Here is a 17,441-nt window from a genome sequence, read left to right on the forward strand (position 1 = left end):
ACTCAGCCATGCCCGACACGCGGGCCCTCGCGCGCCCGGGAGGCGGGCTGCGACTGGGCAGGTTCCGCGACCTCACGCTGGTCCCGGTGATCGTCGTGCTGCTCATCGCCGGCTCCTTCGTGGACCCGGTCTTCCTCACCGGCGGCAACCTCACCAACGTGCTCCAGCAGCAGTCCGCGCTGGCGCTGGTGGTGCTGGCCGAGGCGCTCATCCTGATCGCCGGCAAGTTCGACCTGTCGCTGGAGTCGACGGTCGGCATGGCCCCGGCGGTCTCGGTGATGCTGGTCATCCCGGTCTCGGCCGGGGGCTTCGGCCTGGGCGTGCCCGGCGCGCTGGCGATCCCGCTGTGCCTGCTGATCGGCGCCGCGATCGGGGCCTTCAACGGCTTCCTGATCCTGCGCTTCCAGCTGTCGGCGTTCGTCGTCACGCTGGCCATGCTGATCGTGGTGCACGGCCTGCAGCTCGGCCTGACCGGCGGCAAGAGCCTGTTCGAGCTGCCGGAGTCGTTCACCTACCTGGGCGGCGCGTCCTGGTTCGGCCTGCCCGCCGCGGTCTGGATCACCGGCATCCTGTTCGCCGCCGGCATCGCCGCGCTCGGCTACTTCCGGGCCGGCCGCTCCCTGTACGCCATCGGCGGCAACGCCGACGCGGCCAGGGCGGCGGGCATCCGGGTGGAGCGCGTGGTCTGGGTGGTCTTCATCGTCGGCGGCACCCTGGCCGCGCTCGCCGGCGTGCTGGAGACCGGCCGCCTGGGCGGCATCAGCGCCAACCAGGGCGTCGGCTGGATCTTCATGGTCTTCGCCGCGGCCGTGATCGGCGGCGTCAGCATGGACGGCGGCAAGGGCACCATCCTGGGCGCGCTCACCGGTGTGCTGGTGATCGGCCTGGTGGAGAACATCCTGACCCTCAAGGGCGTGCCCGGCGAGTGGAAGCAGCTCGTCTACGGCGGCATCATCCTGATCGCCCTCATGATCAGCCGGTTGGCCGGCGGACGAGCTCAGGACTAACCCTTGATGCGAATTCGTGATATTTCATGGGGATGTCGGGTGGAACTCGCTCGTGTTATAACACGGTTAATTATTCTCCGATAAATACAAAGAGGGGAGTGACGTGTCGCAGCAACCCCCCATCCGGACCGCCGGTCTCCGGACCCAGGCGGTGGGGCACGCCTCTCTTCGCCGCGCCAATCTCGCCCTGGTGCTGCGGCACCTGCGGGACGAAGGGTCGTGTTCGCGCTCGGATGTGGCGGACGCGACCGGTCTGCACCGGGCCACCGTCTCCAGCCTGATGGCGGAGCTGATCGAACGCGGCCTGGTCCGCGAGCTCGGCACCGCCCGGGCGGGGGCCATCGGCCGCCCGCGCCGGGCGGTCGCGCTGGACGGCTCGCACGTGGGCGCGCTCGGCATGGAGATCAACGTCGACTACATCGCGGTGCACGGCATCGACCTGGGCGGCCGGGTGCTGGTGGAGCGGCGGATCGGCTTCGACGCGATGGGCGAGGGCCCGGACCGCTCCCTGGTGGAGCTGGGCCGGGTGGCCAGGAAGGCCATCGCCGAGATGCGCAGGGCCGGGGCCGCCCCCGGCGGGATCGTGGTCGCGGTCCCCGGCCTGGTCGACATCGGCCCCGGCGTGGTCACGCTGGCCCCGAACCTCGGCTGGGACGACCTGCCACTCGCCGAGCGGCTCCGCGCCGAACTCGGCGGCTTCCGCGCCCCCGTCGGCGTGGACAACGACGCCAACCTGTCCGCCCTGGCCGAGTTCACCTCGGGCGTGGCGGCGGGCACCCCCGACATGGTCTACCTCACCGGTGAGGTCGGCGTCGGCGGCGGAATCATGGTGGGCGGCCGGCTGCTCCGCGGCGCGGACGGCTTCTCCGGGGAGGTCGGCCACCTGCCGGTCAACCCGGCGGGCCGGCGCTGCGGCTGTGGCCGTACCGGCTGCTGGGAGACCAAGGTGGGGCTCGCCGCGCTGGTGCGGGCCGCCACCCCGGAACGGGCGTACGAGCTCGGCGCGGCAGCGTCGCCGGACCCCGAGGTTCGCATGAAGGAGATCTCCAGAGCTTTGGCGGCGGGCGAACCGCGCACGCTGGCCGCCGTCGCGGAGGTAGGCCGATGGCTCGGGCTCGGCGGCTCGATCCTGGTCAACCTCTTCAACCCGAGAGTGATCGTGATAGGCGGATACTTCGCCCGGCTGGCCGAGCGGCTCATCCCGCCCGCGCAGGCCGAGCTGGAACGTCTGGTGGTGGCGGGCCCGGCGGCCCGTTGCCGGTTCCTCGCCTCCAACCTGGGTTTTGGCGCCGCCTCCCGCGGCGCCGCGAGCATGGTTGTCGATCACATCATGGACGATCCCGCCGCGATCGGCTTCGGGCCGGCCACTGCGCGCTCGTCTGTGGGCAGTCTGTAAGTTTGCAGTACTGCCGGCGGCGGCACCCCGTCCGGCGACCGTGGTATCCGCATGACCGCAGCACCCGGCAACAAGCGCGTCGGCGCGCGCCTTGCCTGACAGATCGACTCATGTCAGGAAGGAAGTTCCATGTTTCCTCACGTTTCCTCATTCCCTCAGTCGTCATGATGGTCGGGATCTGGTTGATCGGGGCGCGAGGCTCAGTAGCGACGACGGTGGTCGCCGGCGCGGCAGCCCTCCGGGCCGGACTGGCCCCTCCGATTGGATGTATCACTGAATCACCCGACTTCCGGGGCGCTGGCCTGCCCGGATTCGGCCACCTGGTGTTCGGCGGCCATGACGTCACCAGCACGCCGCTGACCAAGCGGGCCGAGGAGCTGACCCGGTCCGGGGTGATCCCGCCCCCGCTGGCCGAGCTGGTCCGGCCCGCGCTGGACGCGGCCGACAGCGAGATCAGGCCCGGCGCGACCGAGGGCGGCTCGCAGGGCGCGGTGGCCCGGCGGCTGATCGGCGACCTGGCCGAGTTCAGGGAACGCCGGGGCCTGGCCCGGGTGATCGTGATCAACGTCTCCTCCACCGAGCCGCCCGCGGCCCCCGACCCCGCGCATCTGAGCCTGGACGCGCTGGAGCAGGCGCTGGAGGGCGACATCCCGGTGCTCCCGCCCAGCTCGCTGTACGCCTACGCGGCGCTCAGCGCCGGTTGCCCGTATATCGACTTCACCCCCTCCACCGGCGCCCGCTTACCGGCCCTGGACGAACTGGCCAGGCGGCGCGGCCTGCCGTACGCCGGGAGTGACGCCAAGACCGGCGAGACCCTGGTCAAGACCGCGCTCGCGCCGATGTTCGCGGTGCGCGGGCTGGCGGTGCGGTCCTGGTCGGGGACCAACCTGCTGGGCGGCGGGGACGGCGCCACGCTGGCCGACCCGGCGGCCGGGGAGAGCAAGCGCATCTCCAAGGACCGGGCGCTGGCCGAGATCCTGGGCCACCAGGTCGAGGGCCGGACCCACATCGACAACGTGCCGCACCTGGGCGACTGGAAGACCGCCTGGGACCACATCACCTTCGAGGGCTTCCTCGGGGTGCGCATGTCGATGCAGTTCACCTGGCAGGGCTGCGACTCGGCGCTGGCCGCGCCGCTGGTCCTGGACCTGGCCAGGCTGATGGCCCGCGCGCACGAGCGCGGGGTGGCCGGCCCTGTGGCCGAGTTCGGCTTCTTCTTCAAGGATCCGGTCGGCAGTAACGAGCACCGCCTGCACGCCCAGTACGAGTCGCTGCGCCAGTGGCTCGGGCAGGGGGCGTGAGATGGATCTCGCCTCGTTAGTCCAGCTGGTCCGGGCGCCGGCCGCGCTGACCGTGCCGGGCGACACGGTCGCGGGCGGGTCGGTCCGGCCGGGCCTGGCCGCCTCGTCGGTCTGCCTGTACTGGGCCGGGATGGCGCTGAACGACTACGCCGACCGGGAACTGGACGCGCGGGAGCGGCCCGAGCGGCCGATCCCGTCCGGGCGGATCCTGCCCGGGCAGGCGCTCGCCGTCGCCGCGGGGCTGACCACCGCCGGTGTGGCGCTCGCCGGGCTGTCCGGCGGACGCCGTGGCCTCGGCGTCGCCGCCGGCCTGGCCGGCATGGTCTGGGCCTACGACATGGGCCTGAAGAACACCGTGCTCGGGCCGGTCGCGATGGCCGCCGCGCGCGGGCTCGACGTGCTGCTCGGCGGCCCGGCCAGCAGCCCGCTGGCGGCCGCCTCGGTGGCCGCGCACACGCTCGGCGTCACCACGCTCAGCCGGGGCGAGGTGAACGGCGGCTCGGCGGTCCGCTCCGCCGTCACCCTGGCCGCGACGGGCGTGGCGGCCGGGCTGGCCGCCTGGCACATCGCCAGAGGCGGCGACCGGGTGGCCAAACTGGCCGGATTCGGGCTGCTCGCCGGGTACGCGGCGCTGGTCGGGCGGCCGCAGCTGGCGGCGGCCCGCAGCCGGGACGCCAAGGTGACCAGGTCCGCGGTCGGGCGCAGCATCATCGGGCTGCTGCCGCTGCAGGCCGCGCTCACCGCCGGGAGCGGGCGGCTCGCCCCCGCCCTCGCCCTGGCGGCCGCGCATCCGGTGGCGGCGAACCTGGCGAAGAAGGTGTCGCCGACATGAGGTTCGGTTACGGCACCAACGGCTTCGCCAACCATCGGCTGTCGGACGCGCTCGTCGTCATCGCCGACCTGGGCTACGAAGGGGTGGCGCTCACCCTGGACAGCGGCCATCTCGATCCGTATGGGCCGTTCCTGTCCCGGCGGCTCGCGCAGGTCGGCCGCTGGCTGGACCGGCTCAACCTGAGCCTGGTGATCGAGACCGGCGGCCGGTACGTCCTGGATCCGGTGCACAAGCACCACCCCACCCTGGTCCATCCACCGGACCAGGCGGCCCCCCGGGTCGACCTGCTGAAACGGGCGGTCCGGGTCGGGGCCGAACTCGGGGCGGAGGCTGTCTCCTTCTGGAGCGGCACCCGCCCCCCCGGCGTTTCCGACGGCTGGGACAACCTGGCCAAAGGCGTCGAAGCCGTCCTGGTCGAAGCCGAGACGTGCGGAGTCACGCTCGGCTTCGAGCCGGAGCCCGGCATGCTCGTCGACGACATCGCCGGCTACGAGCGGCTGCGCGGCATGCTCGGCCAGCCCGCCCGGCTCGGGCTCACCCTCGACATCGGCCACTGCCGGTGCAACGAGCCTGACCCGGTCCCCGACAGCGTGCGGCGGGCCGGGCCCTACCTGGTGAACGTGCAGATCGACGACATGCGCCGGGACGTGCACGAACACCTGGAGTTCGGCGAAGGGGAGATCGACTTCCCGCCCGTGCTGGCCGCCCTGGCCGAGACCGGCTACCAGGGCCTGGTCAGCGTCGAACTGCCGCGGCACAGCCACGCCGCGCCTGTTGTGGCCGAACGTTCGCTGCGTTTCCTCCGAGAGGCGGTGTCATGATCCCCACCATTCGCCCGCACCTGACCGGCGACGGCGTCAACTGGCTGGACGCCGCCATCGACAAGATCCACGCCGACGCCGGGACGATCTTCGCGATCTTCCCGGCCGCCGGCCGGCGCTGCGGCCGGGGCCCCCTGGACGACGGATGGACCGTCGACCAGGTCGTCCGGGTCGCCCTGCTGCTGGAACTCCCGCTCGACGGCGAGCCGCTCGGCACGCTCCTGTTCGATCTGTACGCGCACGGCGACGCGGGGGAGCGGCTGGCCGTGCTGGCCTCGCTGGCCGCCTTCGACGACGCCGGCCGCCTCGGCGACGCCGGCCTGCCGATCGTCAGGGACGCGCTGCGCACCAGCGACACCCGGCTGATCAGCGCCGCCATGGGCCGGTACGGCGCCGCCCGCCTGCCCGCCGACGCCTACCGGCAGGCCGTCCTGAAGTGCGTCTTCACCGGTGTGCCGCTGGCCGCGGTCGCCGGTCTGGACACGCGCGCGGACCGGGAGCTGGCCCGGATGATGGCCGACTTCGCCAAGGAGCGCGAAGCGGCCGGGCGGGTCGTGCCGCCCGACATCTGGCCGATCCTCACCAGCCACCCGGACCTGCTGGCCGGCCTGTCCTCCGACCCGAAGGGTGCGTCGTGATGCGAATCTTCGACCCGCACATCCACATGACCTCGCGGACCACCGACGACTACCGCCGCATGTACGACGCCGGCGTGCGCGCCCTGGTGGAACCCGCGTTCTGGCTGGGCCAGCCGCGTACCTCGCCGGACACCTTCGCCGACTACTTCGACGGGCTGCTCGGGTGGGAACCGTACCGGGCCGCGCAGTACGGGATCGCGCACCACTGCGCGATCGCGCTGAACCCCAAGGAGGCCAACGACCCCCGGCTGCGCGGCGTGCTCGACCTGCTGCCGCGCTACCTGGCCAAGGACCGGGTGGTCGCGGTCGGCGAGGTCGGCTACGACGAGATGACCCCCGCCGAGGACGAGGTGCTCCAGGCCCAGCTGGCGCTCGCGCTCGAACACGAGCTGCCGGTCCTGGTCCACACCCCGCACCGGGACAAGGCGGCCGGAACCATCCGGACTCTCGACGTGGTGAAGGACTCCGGGCTGCCGCCTGAGATGATCCTGGTCGACCACCTCAACGAGATGACCGCCAAGGCGGTCGCCGACAGCGGCTGCTGGTCCGGCTTCTCCGTCTATCCGGACACCAAGATGGACGTGCACCGGATGATCGCGCTGCTCCGCCTGTACGGCACCGACCGGGTCCTGGTGAACTCGGCCGCCGACTGGGGTCACAGCGACCCGCTCAAGACCCGCGCGGTCGGCGACGCCATGCTCGCCGACGGCTTCACCGAAGAAGACGTCGACAAGGTCCTGTGGGCCAACCCCGTCGCCTTCTACGGGCGGAGCGGCCGGCTCGAACTCGACGAGGTCAGCCCCGCCGCCGACTACGCAGGGAACACCATCAAACGGGGCGTGGCGCCGTGAGGTTCCGCCACTCCGACGGCTCCACCGTGCACCTCGCCTACTGCACGAACGTGCACCCGGCCGAGGACCTGGCCGGGGTGCTCGCCCAGCTCCGCGACTACGCCGGCCCGGTGCGCCGCAAACTGGGCGTGCGCCGGCTCGGGATCGGGCTCTGGCTGTCCCGCCCGGTCGCCGACGCGCTGATGTCCAGCCCCGCGGAACCGGTACGCCTCCGCGCGGCCCTCGACCGGGAGGGCCTGGAGGTGGTGACCCTCAACGGGTTCCCCTACCGGGGCTTCCACGACGAGGCGTCCGCCAAGCTGCGCGTCTACCAGCCGGACTGGACGTCGGACGAACGTCTCGACTACACCCTCGACCTGGCCAGGCTGCTGACCGGGCTGCTTCCCGATGACGTCGTCACCGGGAGCATCTCCACGTTGCCGCTGGCCTGGCGTACCCCGTGGTCGGCGGAACAGGCCGCCACGGCCGCGCGGAACCTGGACCGGCTGCGAGACGGGCTCGCGTCGCTGGCCGAGGCGACCGGCCGGACGATCAGAGTCGGGTTCGAGCCGGAACCCGGCTGCGTGATCGAGACGACCACCCAGGCGGCCGAACATCTGACCGGCCTGGATCCCGCCTATCTGGGCCTGTGCTTGGACGCCTGCCACCTGGCCGTCGGGTTCGAGGACCCCGTCGAGGCACTCGGCCGCCTGGACGCCGCCGGGCTGCCGATCATCAAGATGCAGGCGTCCTGCGCCCTGCGGATCGACGACCCCCGCGTCGCCCACGACGAACTCGCCGCCTTCGACGAACCGCGCTTCCTGCACCAGACCCGCGAACAGGGCACACCGGGCACAGACGACCTCGGCGAGGCGCTGGCCGGCGGCCTGCCCGGCACCTCGCCGTGGCGGGTGCACTTTCACGTGCCCCTGCACTCCGCGCCCACCGCACCCCTCGGCTCCACCCAGGACGTCCTCGACGGCACATTCCGGGCGGTCCTCGGCGGGCCGATCGCCCGAACCCACCACATCGAGGCGGAGACGTACACCTGGCAGACCCTCCCGCCCGACCGGCGCCCCCACAACCGTGAGGCGCTCGTCGACGGGATCGCCAGCGAACTCGCCTGGATCCGCGACCGCCTGATCAACCTCGGCCTCAAGGAGGAAGCGTGAACTCTCTGGTGGCCAACCCCGGACTTAAGGAGGAGGCATGACCGTGAAGCCTCTGGTGGTCATCGACGTCGTCGGGCTCACCCCCCGGCTCCTCGAGCACATGCCCAACCTGCGCAGACTCGGCGCCCCTGCCACCCTGGGCACCGTGCTTCCCGCCGTGACCTGCTCCGTGCAGTCGACCCTGCTCACCGGCAGACCGCCGCGCGACCACGGCATCGTCGGCAACGGCTGGTACTTCCGCGACCTCGGCGAAATCATGCTCTGGCGCCAGCACAACGGCCTCGTCGAAGGCCCGAAGATCTGGGACGACGCCCGCGCCGTCAAACCCGGCTACAAGGTCGCCAACATCTGCTGGTGGTACGCCATGGGCGCCGCCACCGAGATCACCGTGACCCCCCGGCCGATCTACCACGCCGACGGCCGCAAATCCCCCGACTGCTACACCACCCCACCCGAACTCCGCGTCGACCTCACCCGCGAACTCGGCCGCTTCCCGCTGTTCTCCTACTGGGGCCCGAAGGCCGGCCTCCCCTCCAGCAGCTGGATCATCGCCGCCGCCCGCCGCATCCTCACCACCGAACGCCCCGACCTCACCCTCGTCTACATCCCCCACCTCGACTACGACCTCCAGCGTTTCGGCCCCTCCGGCCCCGAGGCCATCGCCGCCGCCCGCGACGTCGACCAGGCCCTCGGCCCGCTGCTGGACGACGCCTCCGCGCTGGGGGCGACCACGGTCGTCCTCTCCGAGTACGGCATCGTCGACGTCTCCCGCCCGGTCGACATCAACCGCGCGCTCCGCGAGGAGGGGCTGCTGTCGGTCTACCGGCAGGCGGGCATGGAGTACCTGGACCCGTGGACGTCCCGCGCGTTCGCGGTCGCCGACCACCAGCTCGCCCACATATACGTCCACGACGAGGCCGACACCGCCGCCGTACGCAAGGTGATCTCCGCCATCCCCGGCGTGGACCAGGTCCTCGACGCCGACGGGAAGGCCTCTTTCGGCCTCGACCACGCCCGCTCCGGCGAACTCGTCGCCATCGCCGACCCGGACGCCTGGTTCACCTACTACTACTGGCTCGACGACGCCCAAGCCCCCGACTTCGCCCGCGGCGTCGACATCCACCGCAAACCCGGCTACGACCCCGCCGAACTCTTCCTCAACCCCAAAGACCCCTGGGTCAAAGCCAAAGCCGGCCTCGCCCTGGCCAAGAAGGAACTCGGCTTCCGCTACACCATGCCCGTCGTCCCCCTCGACCCGTCCTGCGTCCGAGGCAGCCACGGCCGCCTCCCCGACGACCCCCTGGACGGCCCGGTCCTCCTCAGCGACGCCTCCCTGGACCAGTCCACCTACGCGGCCACCGACGTCAAGGACCTACTCCTCCGTCTCGCCGGCCTAAAAACACAAAACTGAACAACAGTTCCCCACGGCGGCACCCCGCAGGAGTTCTTCCCGGAACTCCACAGCGGGGTGCCGCCGTGTCCGCAATGGAGTCGCGAGGTCCCCTCCACCACCATGACCGCAGCCTGGAGAACACAGATTTCCTAAACCTGGTGTCGTTCCTACCAGAGGCGTCTCTTGATCAGGCAAAACGCTTGTGTCGTTTGGGCTTTCCCGATGCAAGGCCGACTCTTCCAGGCGATCGTGGTTTGGCCAGTGCGGAGATGCGGGGCCAAAATGGGTGTCGATCCGGCGGGAATTGCGGCATGTCGCCGCTGTCACTCCGCGACCGGGCCCGGGATTCCATCGGCGGCTGTGGGCGCGGCGGCCAGGGCGTCCTCCCAGGCGCGCAGGTACCTCTCGATCGCGTTCCGGTTGCGTTGGAGGACGTCGATGCGGCGTTCGATGCTGCTGAGCTGATGTCGTAGTCCGTCCAGATCCTTGACCGTCGGGCACGCCGGGGCCGGCGTTTCTTCCTTCGCGGCCTCAAGGCAGGGCAGGACCTCGCGGATCATCTCCGTCGTGAAGCCGGTTTCGAGAAGTTCGCGAATCTGCAGGACACGGTCGATGGCGGGCTCGCCGTAGGTGCGGTATCCGTTGCCGGTCCGGAACGGGTGCAGGATGCCGACCTCTTCGTAGTAGCGAAGCAGCCGCGGCGCGACACCCGTCTTCGCGGCCAGATCTCCGATCTTCACGTCGCTCTCCTCAACCAGGTGGCCGGTGCGTCGTCGGCCGCTTGACCTTCACATTAATGAAAAGGTTTAGCTTCTCCACATTCCCACCTGCTGAAGCGGGTTGATCGAGACCGCGTCAACAAGAATGTGAGAGCTAGAGATGGGTTCCAGAACGAACGCAGGCAAGCCGGGCGGTGGTGGCTGGACAGCGGACCGGATGGCGGAACAGAAGGGCCGTACCTTCGTCGTGACGGGTGCGACCAGCGGGCTTGGTCTGGTGACGGCGCGCGAGCTCGCGGCGCACGGCGGCCGGGTACTGCTCGCCGTCCGTGACGCCGTACGAGGAGAAGAGGTGGCGTCCTCGCTGCGCAGGGCGTATCCGGGGGCTGAGGTGGAGGTGCGTCAGGTCGATCTGCTGAGTCTGAACTCGATTCGGCGGGCGGCGGAGGAGATCGGCGCGGAGGAGTCCGTCGATGTGCTGGTCAACAACGCGGGCATCTCCATGGTCGGGCACTCGGTGACCGCGCAGGGTGCCGAGCGTCATTTCGCCGCGAATCATCTTGGCCACTTCGCGCTCACGGCGTTGCTGGGACCGGCGCTGCGCCGGTCGCCGGCGCCGCGGGTGGTCACCGTGACGTCGTATATGCACGAGAAGGGCGAGCTCGATCTGGAGGATGTCGCGTGGTCGCGGAAGTACACGCCGCTCGCCGCCTACTCGGCGTCGAAGCTGGCCAACGCGGTCTTCGGGGTGGAGCTCGCCCGGCGCGAGCGGTCGTCATCGTCGCCGATCACCAGCGTTCTCGCGCATCCGGGCTACAGCAACACGCCGATGCAGAGCAAAGGCACCGGGATCACGGGGATCGTCATGCGCGTCTCCGGCAAGCTCCTCGCGCAGAGTCAGGAGATGGGAGCGCTGCCGCAGCTTTTCGCGGCGACCGAGCCCGATCTCGTCGCCGGCTCCTACATCGGGCCTGACGGCCGGGGCGGACGATCTGGATATCCCGCACTCGTGCAGCTGTCGGCGGCGCCTCAGGATCCGGAGCTCGGCCGTCGCCTGTGGGAGCGCTCGCAGCAGCTGACCGGAATCCGCTGGCCCACCGCCGCAGCCTGACCGCGCCGCCCGCAGGACGGGCCTTGAGGCGGGTATGCCTCAGGGCCCGGAACATCGAGAGCGGTCAGCGCAGGTAATCCTGCCAGGGGCCGGTGATGGCCAGGGTGATGCCCGGGACCTGGATGTTGACGAAAAGCACCTTCCCGTCCGGGGAGAACGTCGGGCCGGTGAACTCGGAGTACGTCAGGGAGCCGTTGCTGGTGCCGTTGCTGAGCTGGTTGCGGGCGATCGCGTAGGTGGGGCCGCCCGGGATGGAGCTGAGCACGTGCGAGTGGCGGACGCCGTCCTCGGCCAGGACCAGAGTGCCCCACGGCGTGACGGTGACATTGTCGGGGCTGTCGAAGGTCATGTCCGCGTACTTCGGGGACGGGCCCTCGCCCTCGGCGAACGGGTTGTGCGGGAAGTACGTGACCAGGGTGATCGTCTCGTCCTTGTAGTCGTAGAACCACACCATGCCGTCGTGCTTGGCCGCGTCGGCCGGCAGGTCGTTGGGGGCGAAAGCGAAGCTGTTGACGATGTAGCAGCCGTCGCCGTTGCTCCACACGCCCTCGAACTTCTTGCCCCGGGTCACCGTGCCGGCGGCGAACTGATTGCGCACCGGCGTGGTGGTCGCCTCCCGGTCCGGCACCGCGATCCACGTCACGTTGAACGGACGCCCCAGCTGCGCGGAGGTGATGTAGGCGACATCCGGCACGATGCTGCCGTCGTCCAGGCGGATCTGCATCGCCTCAAGGGTGCCCTCGGTGTCGCCGAGCTGGTTGGCGATGCCCTGCTCAAGGCGGCCGGCGCTCGCGGTCCACCGGTAGAACAGCCCGTTCGGGCCGCTGGCGTCCTCGGAGAGGTACACCCGCCGCATCTTCGGCTCGACGGCGAGGGCCTCGTGGTCGAAGCGGCCGAACGCCTTGATCGGCTTGGGCAGCTGGTGGTCCGAGTCGCCCTGGAAGACCTCGAAGACGTAGCCGTGGTTCTTCTGGTACGTGCCGGTAAGGCCGCCGCCCGACCAGGTGGCGCCCGCGGTGATGAAGGTCTCCTCGCAGGTGAGCCAGGTGCCCCACGGCGTCACGCCGCCCGCGCAGTTGCGGACGGTGCCGGAGATGCCGACCCACTCGGCGGTGGGGTTGCCGTTGGGGTCCGTGGTGATCACGGTGCAGCCGCCCGCGTTCGGCGCGCCCGGGTCGTAGACCGTCCCGGGGATGAGCGGGACGCCGTACTGCGTCATGTGCGGCGCCATCTCGTGGTTCTGGATGATCGTCAGGCCGGCGTGCTTCATGGCCACGACGCCGGTCCCGTCGTGCCAGCCGGGCGTCTTGCCCTGGCCGAACGACATATCGGTCAAACCCTCACGGGTAACGATTTTGTACGAGAAGCCATCGGGAAGGGCGAGGATCCCGTTCGGGTCGTCCTTCAGTGGCGGGAACGGACGCAGCGGACGCCCGCCGTTCGGTGCGGCTGCGGCGTTCGCCGGGGACGCGGCCAGACTGGGCAGCACACCGGCGACGGACAGGCCGACGGCGGCGGCGCTTCCGGTGATGGCCTGACGACGAGAAATGCTCATACGTAACCTCCTGCGATACGGCCAGAAAAGTGGATCCCCCGACCTGAGGAGAGCCTTGGAGTCCTATCTGAACCGCAGGCCAACACTTCATTGCCGCAAAATGTTCATCGGACCAGCACCTGGCGTGTCCGCGCCCTTCAGGCGGAGTAGACGTGGTCGCTGATCAGGCGAGCCGCTCCCACGACCCCGGCGATGTCCTCCAGTTCCGACAGCACGATGGGCAGGTTGCCGGTCGCCAGGGGGAGTGACCGGCGGTAGACGACGCTCCTGATCTCCGCGAGCAGCAGGTGGCCCAGCCGGGCCACGCCGCCCGCGATGATCACGAGCCCCGGGTTGAAGAAGCTGACCAGCCCCGCCAGGACCTGGCCGACGCGGCGGCCCCCGTCCCTGATGAGCTGGACCGCCACCGGGTCACCCTGGGCGGCGGCCGCGGCCACGTCCTCGGCCGACAGCCGCCCGGCCGCCAGCAGACGTTCCGCCAGGTAGGGCGAGGCCCCCGAGCGTGCCGCGGCCTGCGCCTGGGCGGCCAGGGCGGCGCCGCCGAAGTAGGCCTCCAGGCAGCCGGCGTTGCCGCACGCGCACAGCGGGCCGAGCTCGTCGACCCTGATGTGCCCGATGTCGCCCGCGCTGCCCGAGACGCCACGGTAGATCTTGCCGTCGACCACGATGCCGCAGCCGATGCCGGTGCCGATCTTGACGAGCAGGAAGTCGTGGACCTGGCGGGCGACCCCGGCGTGCAGTTCCCCGAGGGCCATGATGTTGACGTCGTTGTCCAGCGTGGCGGGGCAGCCGAGCTCCTGGGTGATCATCTCGCGCAGCGGGTAGCGGTCCCACCCCGGCATGAGCGGCGGCGCGACCGGGATCCCCTCCGCGAAGCTGACCGGCCCGGGGATGCCGATCCCGGCGCCGTGGAGCTGCGTGAACAGGCCCTGCTCGCGCAGTTTCCCCGCGAGGGCGAGCACCCGGTCCAGTACGTGCGCGGGACCGAGCCGTATGTCGCACGCCTCGCTGACGTGCCCGAGCACGCGCAGTTCGCCGTCCGTCACGGCGACGTCGACCGAGGTGGCCCCGATGTCGATGCCGGCGAAGCGGGTGGCGCGCGACAGCCGTACCCGGCCGGAGCGGCGTCCGCCGCGGGAGGCGGCGAGCCCGTCGGTCTCGACCAGCCCGAGCGTGACGAGCCGGTCGAGTTCGGCGTTGAGCTTCGACCGTGACATCCGCCATGGGTGCGGGTACGCGGCTCCGGGTGGCAGCACGGGGGAGCCCGCGGAGGCGGTGGGTTCGGCCGCTATGGCCGCCAGCTCCGCGCGCGAATGTGGCCCTTCTCGCAGCAGGCGCAGCAGCGCCGCCTGGTGCGGGTTCTCCGGCCGGTTGGTCTTCACCCGCGACTCCTCAGGCAGCGCTTGTCCGGTGCGACCGCTCGCGTGGAAGGTACTCCAGCCGCTGCCACCACGGGAAGACTTCTCACCACCGGGTCCGAACTTTCGCCACGATCAACGAAAGTTGAGCTTACTTCAACGTAACATCTAGACACTTCGAACGTAACATCTTAGCCTTCGATCAAGACGCAAACCTCGTCTTCTCTGAAGTGCGTAGGAGGTGCCGCGAGATGACGCCTTGAGCCGATCGCCGCTCCGACCGTCTGTGACCTGCGGAAATGGCAACTTCCGCAGCTCGTCCGTCAGATATACATCTTGTTTACGATCCAAGACGGATACCTGTTGACTCTTTGACAAACGGGGCTCACAGTGTGTCCGGAATGAAGTCGCGGAGGACTCCTGTGCTTCCGCGGATTGTCGGCGTGATCGGCGCACACGCTGTCTGCACTCTTCTGGCAGGAAGTGAGATCAACCGATCATGTTCCGAAGACTGGCCTTATGCGCTGCCATGATCATGGCCGCCATCGGCTTCACAGTCCCGTTGACCGCCCCGGCGCAGGCCGCGCCGGGCTACGTCCAGGTGACCCTGGCCAAGGGCGCGGCCGAGACCGGCGAGCCCATGGGCCTGACCGTGCTCCCCAACCGGGGCGTCCTCCACACCTCGCGTGACGGCACCATCCGCTACACCGACGTGCTCGGCAACACCAAGGTGGCGCTGACCATCCCGGTGTACACGCACGACGAGGAGGGTCTGCAGAGCATCAAGGCCGACCCGAACTTCGCCACGAACCGATGGGTGTACGTCTACTATGCCCCGCCGCTGACCACCCCGGGCGGGGACGCTCCCTCCGACGGCACGGCGGCGCAGTTCGCCCCGTTCAACGGGGTGAACCGGCTGGCCCGGTACACGGTCAACGCCGACCACACCCTGAACGCGGCCTCGCAGGTCACCATCCTCGACGTCCCGACCTCCCGTGGCATGTGCTGCCACGTCGGCGGTGACATCGACTTCGACGCGGCCGGCAACCTCTACCTGTCGACCGGCGACGACACCAACCCGTTCGCCTCGGACGGCTACACGCCGATCGATGAGCGGACCACCCGCAACCCGGCGTTCGACGCCCAGCGCACCTCCGGCAACAGCAACGACCTGCGGGGCAAGGTCCTGCGGATCAAGCCGGGCGCGACCGGCGGCTACACCGTCCCGGCCGGCAACATGTTCGCGGCGGGCACGGCCAACACCCGGCCCGAGATCTACGCGATGGGCTTCCGCAACCCGTTCCGGATGAGCGTCGACAAGGCGACCGGCGTGGTCTACCTGGGCGATTACGGGCCTGACTCGGGCACCGCCAGCGCCAGCCGGGGCCCGGCGGCCTCGGTCTCGTTCGAGCGCATCACCCAGCCCGGTTTCTACGGCTGGCCGTACTGCTCGCAGTTCAACGTGCCGTATGTGGAGTACACGTTCCCGTCGGGGCCTTCCAGCGGGGCATACAACTGTGCGGGCGGGCCGACGAACAACTCGCCGCGGAACACCGGTATCACCACGCTGCCGGCCTCGCGGGCGGCCTGGCTGCCGTACGGGGTCGGGCAGGATCCCGCCAGTCTCTGCTGCGGCAGCTGGTCGCCGATGGGCGGTGTGGTCTACCGCTACAACGCCGCGCTCGCCTCCTCCGTCAAGTTCCCGCAGTCGATGGACGGCAAGGCGTTCCTCGGCGAGTTCGGCCGCCGGTGGATCAAGGCGGCCACGGTGACCTCCACCGGCGGAGCCGGCGCGATCGAAGCCTTCCCCTGGTCCGGAACCCAGGTGATGGACATGGAGTTCGGGCCGGACGGCGCGCTCTACGTGCTCGACTACGGCACCGGCTGGTTCGGCGGTGACGCGAACTCGGCGGTGTACCGCATCGAGTACAACTCGGGCACCACCGGCTCGGCCCCGATCGCCGCGGCCAGCGCCAACCCGACCAGCGGCAACGCGCCGCTGACCGTGCAGTTCAGCTCGGCCGGGACCAGCGACCCGGACGGCAACCCGATCACGTACGCGTGGGACTTCACCACGAACGGCAGCACCGACTCGACCGCGGCCAACCCCTCGTTCACCTACACCGGCAACGGCCAGTTCACGGCGACGCTGACGGTGACCGACAGCACCGGCCTGCAAGCCACGGCCAGCGCCGTCATCAACGTCGGCCAGGCCACGGTCACCCTCAGTCAGCCGGTCAACGGGCGGGTGTTCAACTTCGGCGACGCGATCCCCTTCCAGATCAGCGTCAGCGATCCGAACTCCCCGACCATCGACTGCAGCCGGGTGAAACTCACCTACATTCTCGGCCACGACAGTCACGGCCACCCGTTGACCAGCGCGACGGGATGTTCCGGCACCATCCAGACCACGGTGGACGGTGAGCACGACGCCAACGCGAACGTGTTCGGCGTGTTCGACGCCGAATACACGCCGGTCGGCTCGACCACGTCCGTCCACGCGACGCAGGCCGTCACCCAGCCGCGGGCCCGCCAGGCCGAGCACTACAACGCTCAGCAGGGCGTGACGATCGTGACCAAGGCGTCGGCCAACGGCGGCCGGGCCATCGGGACCACCGAGAACGGGGACTGGATCTCGTTCACGCCGTACAACCTGACCGGGGTCACCTCGTTCACGGCCAGGGTCGCGTCGGCGGGCGTCGGCGGGACGCTGACCATCCGGAGCGGTTCCGCGACCGGGCCCGTAGTCGGCACCGCCACGGTCGCGCCGACCGGTGGCTGGGAGAACTGGGTCAACGTCACCGGCACCGTGACGCCGCCGGCCGGGACGGTCAACCTGTTCCTGGTGTTCACCGGTGGCGCGGGCGCGCTGTTCGATCTCGACTCGTTCACCTTCGCCAGCGGCACGCCGCCGACGGGGACGAACCTGGCCCTGAACAAGCCGGCCACGGCGTCGAGCGCGGAGTCGGGCACCTACCCGGCCTCGGCCGCGGTGGACGCCTCGGCGACCACCCGGTGGTCCAGCCTCTTCTCCGATCCTCAGTGGATCCAGGTCGACCTGGGCGCCACTTACACCATCAACCGGGTCCGGCTGGTCTGGGAGGCCGCCTACGGCTCGGCGTACCAGATCCAGACCTCACCCAACGGCACGACCTGGACGACGGCCCGATCCGTCACCGGCGGCAACGGCGGTGAGGACGACAACACCGGCCTTAACAACTCCACCAGATACGTGCGCATCTACGGCACCACCCGCGGCACCGCCTGGGGGTATTCGCTGTTCACCTTCGAGGTCTACGGCAGCTGAC

At 70.2% G+C, this 17,441-nt stretch carries 14 protein-coding genes; 11 read left to right on the forward strand and 3 right to left on the reverse strand.

Features of this window, described 5'->3' with window-relative positions; genetic code table 11:
* Positions 1 to 8: 8 nt before the first annotated feature.
* From Acor_RS01195 to Acor_RS01235, 9 genes are all read left to right on the forward strand, one after another.
* Complete coding sequence (locus tag Acor_RS01195) at positions 9 to 1,007, forward strand: ABC transporter permease (protein WP_246238334.1); 999 nt, start codon at positions 9 to 11, stop codon at positions 1,005 to 1,007.
* Between the two features lie 103 nt (positions 1,008 to 1,110).
* Complete coding sequence (locus Acor_RS01200) at positions 1,111 to 2,403, forward strand: ROK family transcriptional regulator (protein WP_218034062.1); 1,293 nt, start codon at positions 1,111 to 1,113, stop codon at positions 2,401 to 2,403.
* 164 nt (positions 2,404 to 2,567) lie between these two features.
* Entirely contained in the window at positions 2,568 to 3,704 is a 1,137-nt protein-coding gene (locus Acor_RS01205; protein ID WP_155334593.1) for an inositol-3-phosphate synthase, read from the forward strand.
* 1 nt (position 3,705) lies between these two features.
* Complete coding sequence (locus Acor_RS01210) at positions 3,706 to 4,536, forward strand: SCO3242 family prenyltransferase (protein ID WP_155334594.1); 831 nt, start codon at positions 3,706 to 3,708, stop codon at positions 4,534 to 4,536.
* A complete protein-coding gene (locus Acor_RS01215) occupies positions 4,533 to 5,357 on the forward strand; it encodes a sugar phosphate isomerase/epimerase family protein (protein ID WP_155334595.1) in 825 nt (274 codons plus the stop codon). Before Acor_RS01210 ends, Acor_RS01215 begins: the two co-directional genes overlap by 4 nt.
* Positions 5,354 to 5,995 (forward strand): EboA domain-containing protein, encoded by a 642-nt coding sequence (locus Acor_RS01220; protein WP_155334596.1) that lies wholly within the window; start codon positions 5,354 to 5,356, stop codon positions 5,993 to 5,995. Before Acor_RS01215 ends, Acor_RS01220 begins: the two co-directional genes overlap by 4 nt.
* The gene (locus tag Acor_RS01225; RefSeq protein WP_155334597.1) at positions 5,995 to 6,846 is read left to right on the forward strand and encodes a TatD family hydrolase; all 852 of its coding nucleotides are present in this window, start codon (positions 5,995 to 5,997) and stop codon (positions 6,844 to 6,846) included. The genes Acor_RS01220 and Acor_RS01225 overlap by 1 nt, the downstream gene beginning before the upstream one ends.
* The gene (gene eboE / locus Acor_RS01230) at positions 6,843 to 7,997 is read left to right on the forward strand and encodes a metabolite traffic protein EboE (RefSeq protein ID WP_155334598.1); all 1,155 of its coding nucleotides are present in this window, start codon (positions 6,843 to 6,845) and stop codon (positions 7,995 to 7,997) included. The genes Acor_RS01225 and eboE overlap by 4 nt, the downstream gene beginning before the upstream one ends.
* Positions 7,998 to 8,034: 37 nt before the next feature.
* Complete coding sequence (locus tag Acor_RS01235) at positions 8,035 to 9,408, forward strand: alkaline phosphatase family protein (protein ID WP_155334599.1); 1,374 nt, start codon at positions 8,035 to 8,037, stop codon at positions 9,406 to 9,408.
* A 305-nt stretch (positions 9,409 to 9,713) separates the two neighbouring features.
* Here the strand turns inward: Acor_RS01235 and Acor_RS01240 are convergent, their stop codons facing one another.
* Entirely contained in the window at positions 9,714 to 10,130 is a 417-nt protein-coding gene (locus Acor_RS01240) for a MerR family transcriptional regulator (protein WP_155334600.1), read from the reverse strand.
* Between the two features lie 139 nt (positions 10,131 to 10,269).
* Between Acor_RS01240 and Acor_RS01245 the strand changes: the two genes are divergently transcribed.
* Positions 10,270 to 11,220 carry an oxidoreductase gene (locus tag Acor_RS01245; protein ID WP_155334601.1) on the forward strand — a complete coding sequence of 317 codons (951 nt, stop codon included), beginning with the start codon at positions 10,270 to 10,272 and terminating at the stop codon, positions 11,218 to 11,220.
* Positions 11,221 to 11,284: 64 nt separating this feature from the next.
* Here Acor_RS01245 and Acor_RS01250 read toward each other — a convergent pair whose 3' ends face one another.
* Entirely contained in the window at positions 11,285 to 12,775 is a 1,491-nt protein-coding gene (locus tag Acor_RS01250) for an alkaline phosphatase PhoX (protein ID WP_155334602.1), read from the reverse strand.
* Positions 12,776 to 12,912: 137 nt separating this feature from the next.
* Positions 12,913 to 14,157 carry an ROK family protein gene (locus Acor_RS01255; RefSeq protein WP_155334603.1) on the reverse strand — a complete coding sequence of 415 codons (1,245 nt, stop codon included), beginning with the start codon at positions 14,155 to 14,157 and terminating at the stop codon, positions 12,913 to 12,915.
* A 475-nt stretch (positions 14,158 to 14,632) separates the two neighbouring features.
* On the opposite strand from Acor_RS01255, the gene Acor_RS01260 reads away from it, so the two are divergent.
* On the forward strand, positions 14,633 to 17,440 hold the full coding sequence (locus Acor_RS01260; protein WP_155334604.1) for a carbohydrate-binding protein: 2,808 nt from the start codon (positions 14,633 to 14,635) through the stop codon (positions 17,438 to 17,440).
* Position 17,441: the final 1 nt, after the last annotated feature.

This window comes from Acrocarpospora corrugata (genome assembly GCF_009687845.1).
Lineage (GTDB): Bacteria > Actinomycetota > Actinomycetes > Streptosporangiales > Streptosporangiaceae > Acrocarpospora > Acrocarpospora corrugata.

Excerpts from the sequence above, each read along its gene's own strand:
- Acor_RS01195 (WP_246238334.1), top strand. The coding sequence starts at position 9 with ATGCCCGACACGCGGGCCCTCGCGCGCCCGGGAGGCGGGCTGCGACTG.
- Acor_RS01205 (WP_155334593.1), top strand. The coding sequence starts at position 2,568 with ATGATGGTCGGGATCTGGTTGATCGGGGCGCGAGGCTCAGTAGCGACG.
- Acor_RS01210 (WP_155334594.1), top strand. The coding sequence starts at position 3,706 with ATGGATCTCGCCTCGTTAGTCCAGCTGGTCCGGGCGCCGGCCGCGCTG.
- Acor_RS01215 (WP_155334595.1), top strand. The coding sequence starts at position 4,533 with ATGAGGTTCGGTTACGGCACCAACGGCTTCGCCAACCATCGGCTGTCG.
- Acor_RS01220 (WP_155334596.1), top strand. The coding sequence starts at position 5,354 with ATGATCCCCACCATTCGCCCGCACCTGACCGGCGACGGCGTCAACTGG.
- Acor_RS01225 (WP_155334597.1), top strand. The coding sequence starts at position 5,995 with ATGCGAATCTTCGACCCGCACATCCACATGACCTCGCGGACCACCGAC.
- Acor_RS01235 (WP_155334599.1), top strand. The coding sequence starts at position 8,035 with ATGACCGTGAAGCCTCTGGTGGTCATCGACGTCGTCGGGCTCACCCCC.
- Acor_RS01245 (WP_155334601.1), top strand. The coding sequence starts at position 10,270 with ATGGGTTCCAGAACGAACGCAGGCAAGCCGGGCGGTGGTGGCTGGACA.
- Acor_RS01250 (WP_155334602.1), bottom strand. The coding sequence starts at position 12,775 with ATGAGCATTTCTCGTCGTCAGGCCATCACCGGAAGCGCCGCCGCCGTC.
- Acor_RS01260 (WP_155334604.1), top strand. The coding sequence starts at position 14,633 with ATGTTCCGAAGACTGGCCTTATGCGCTGCCATGATCATGGCCGCCATC.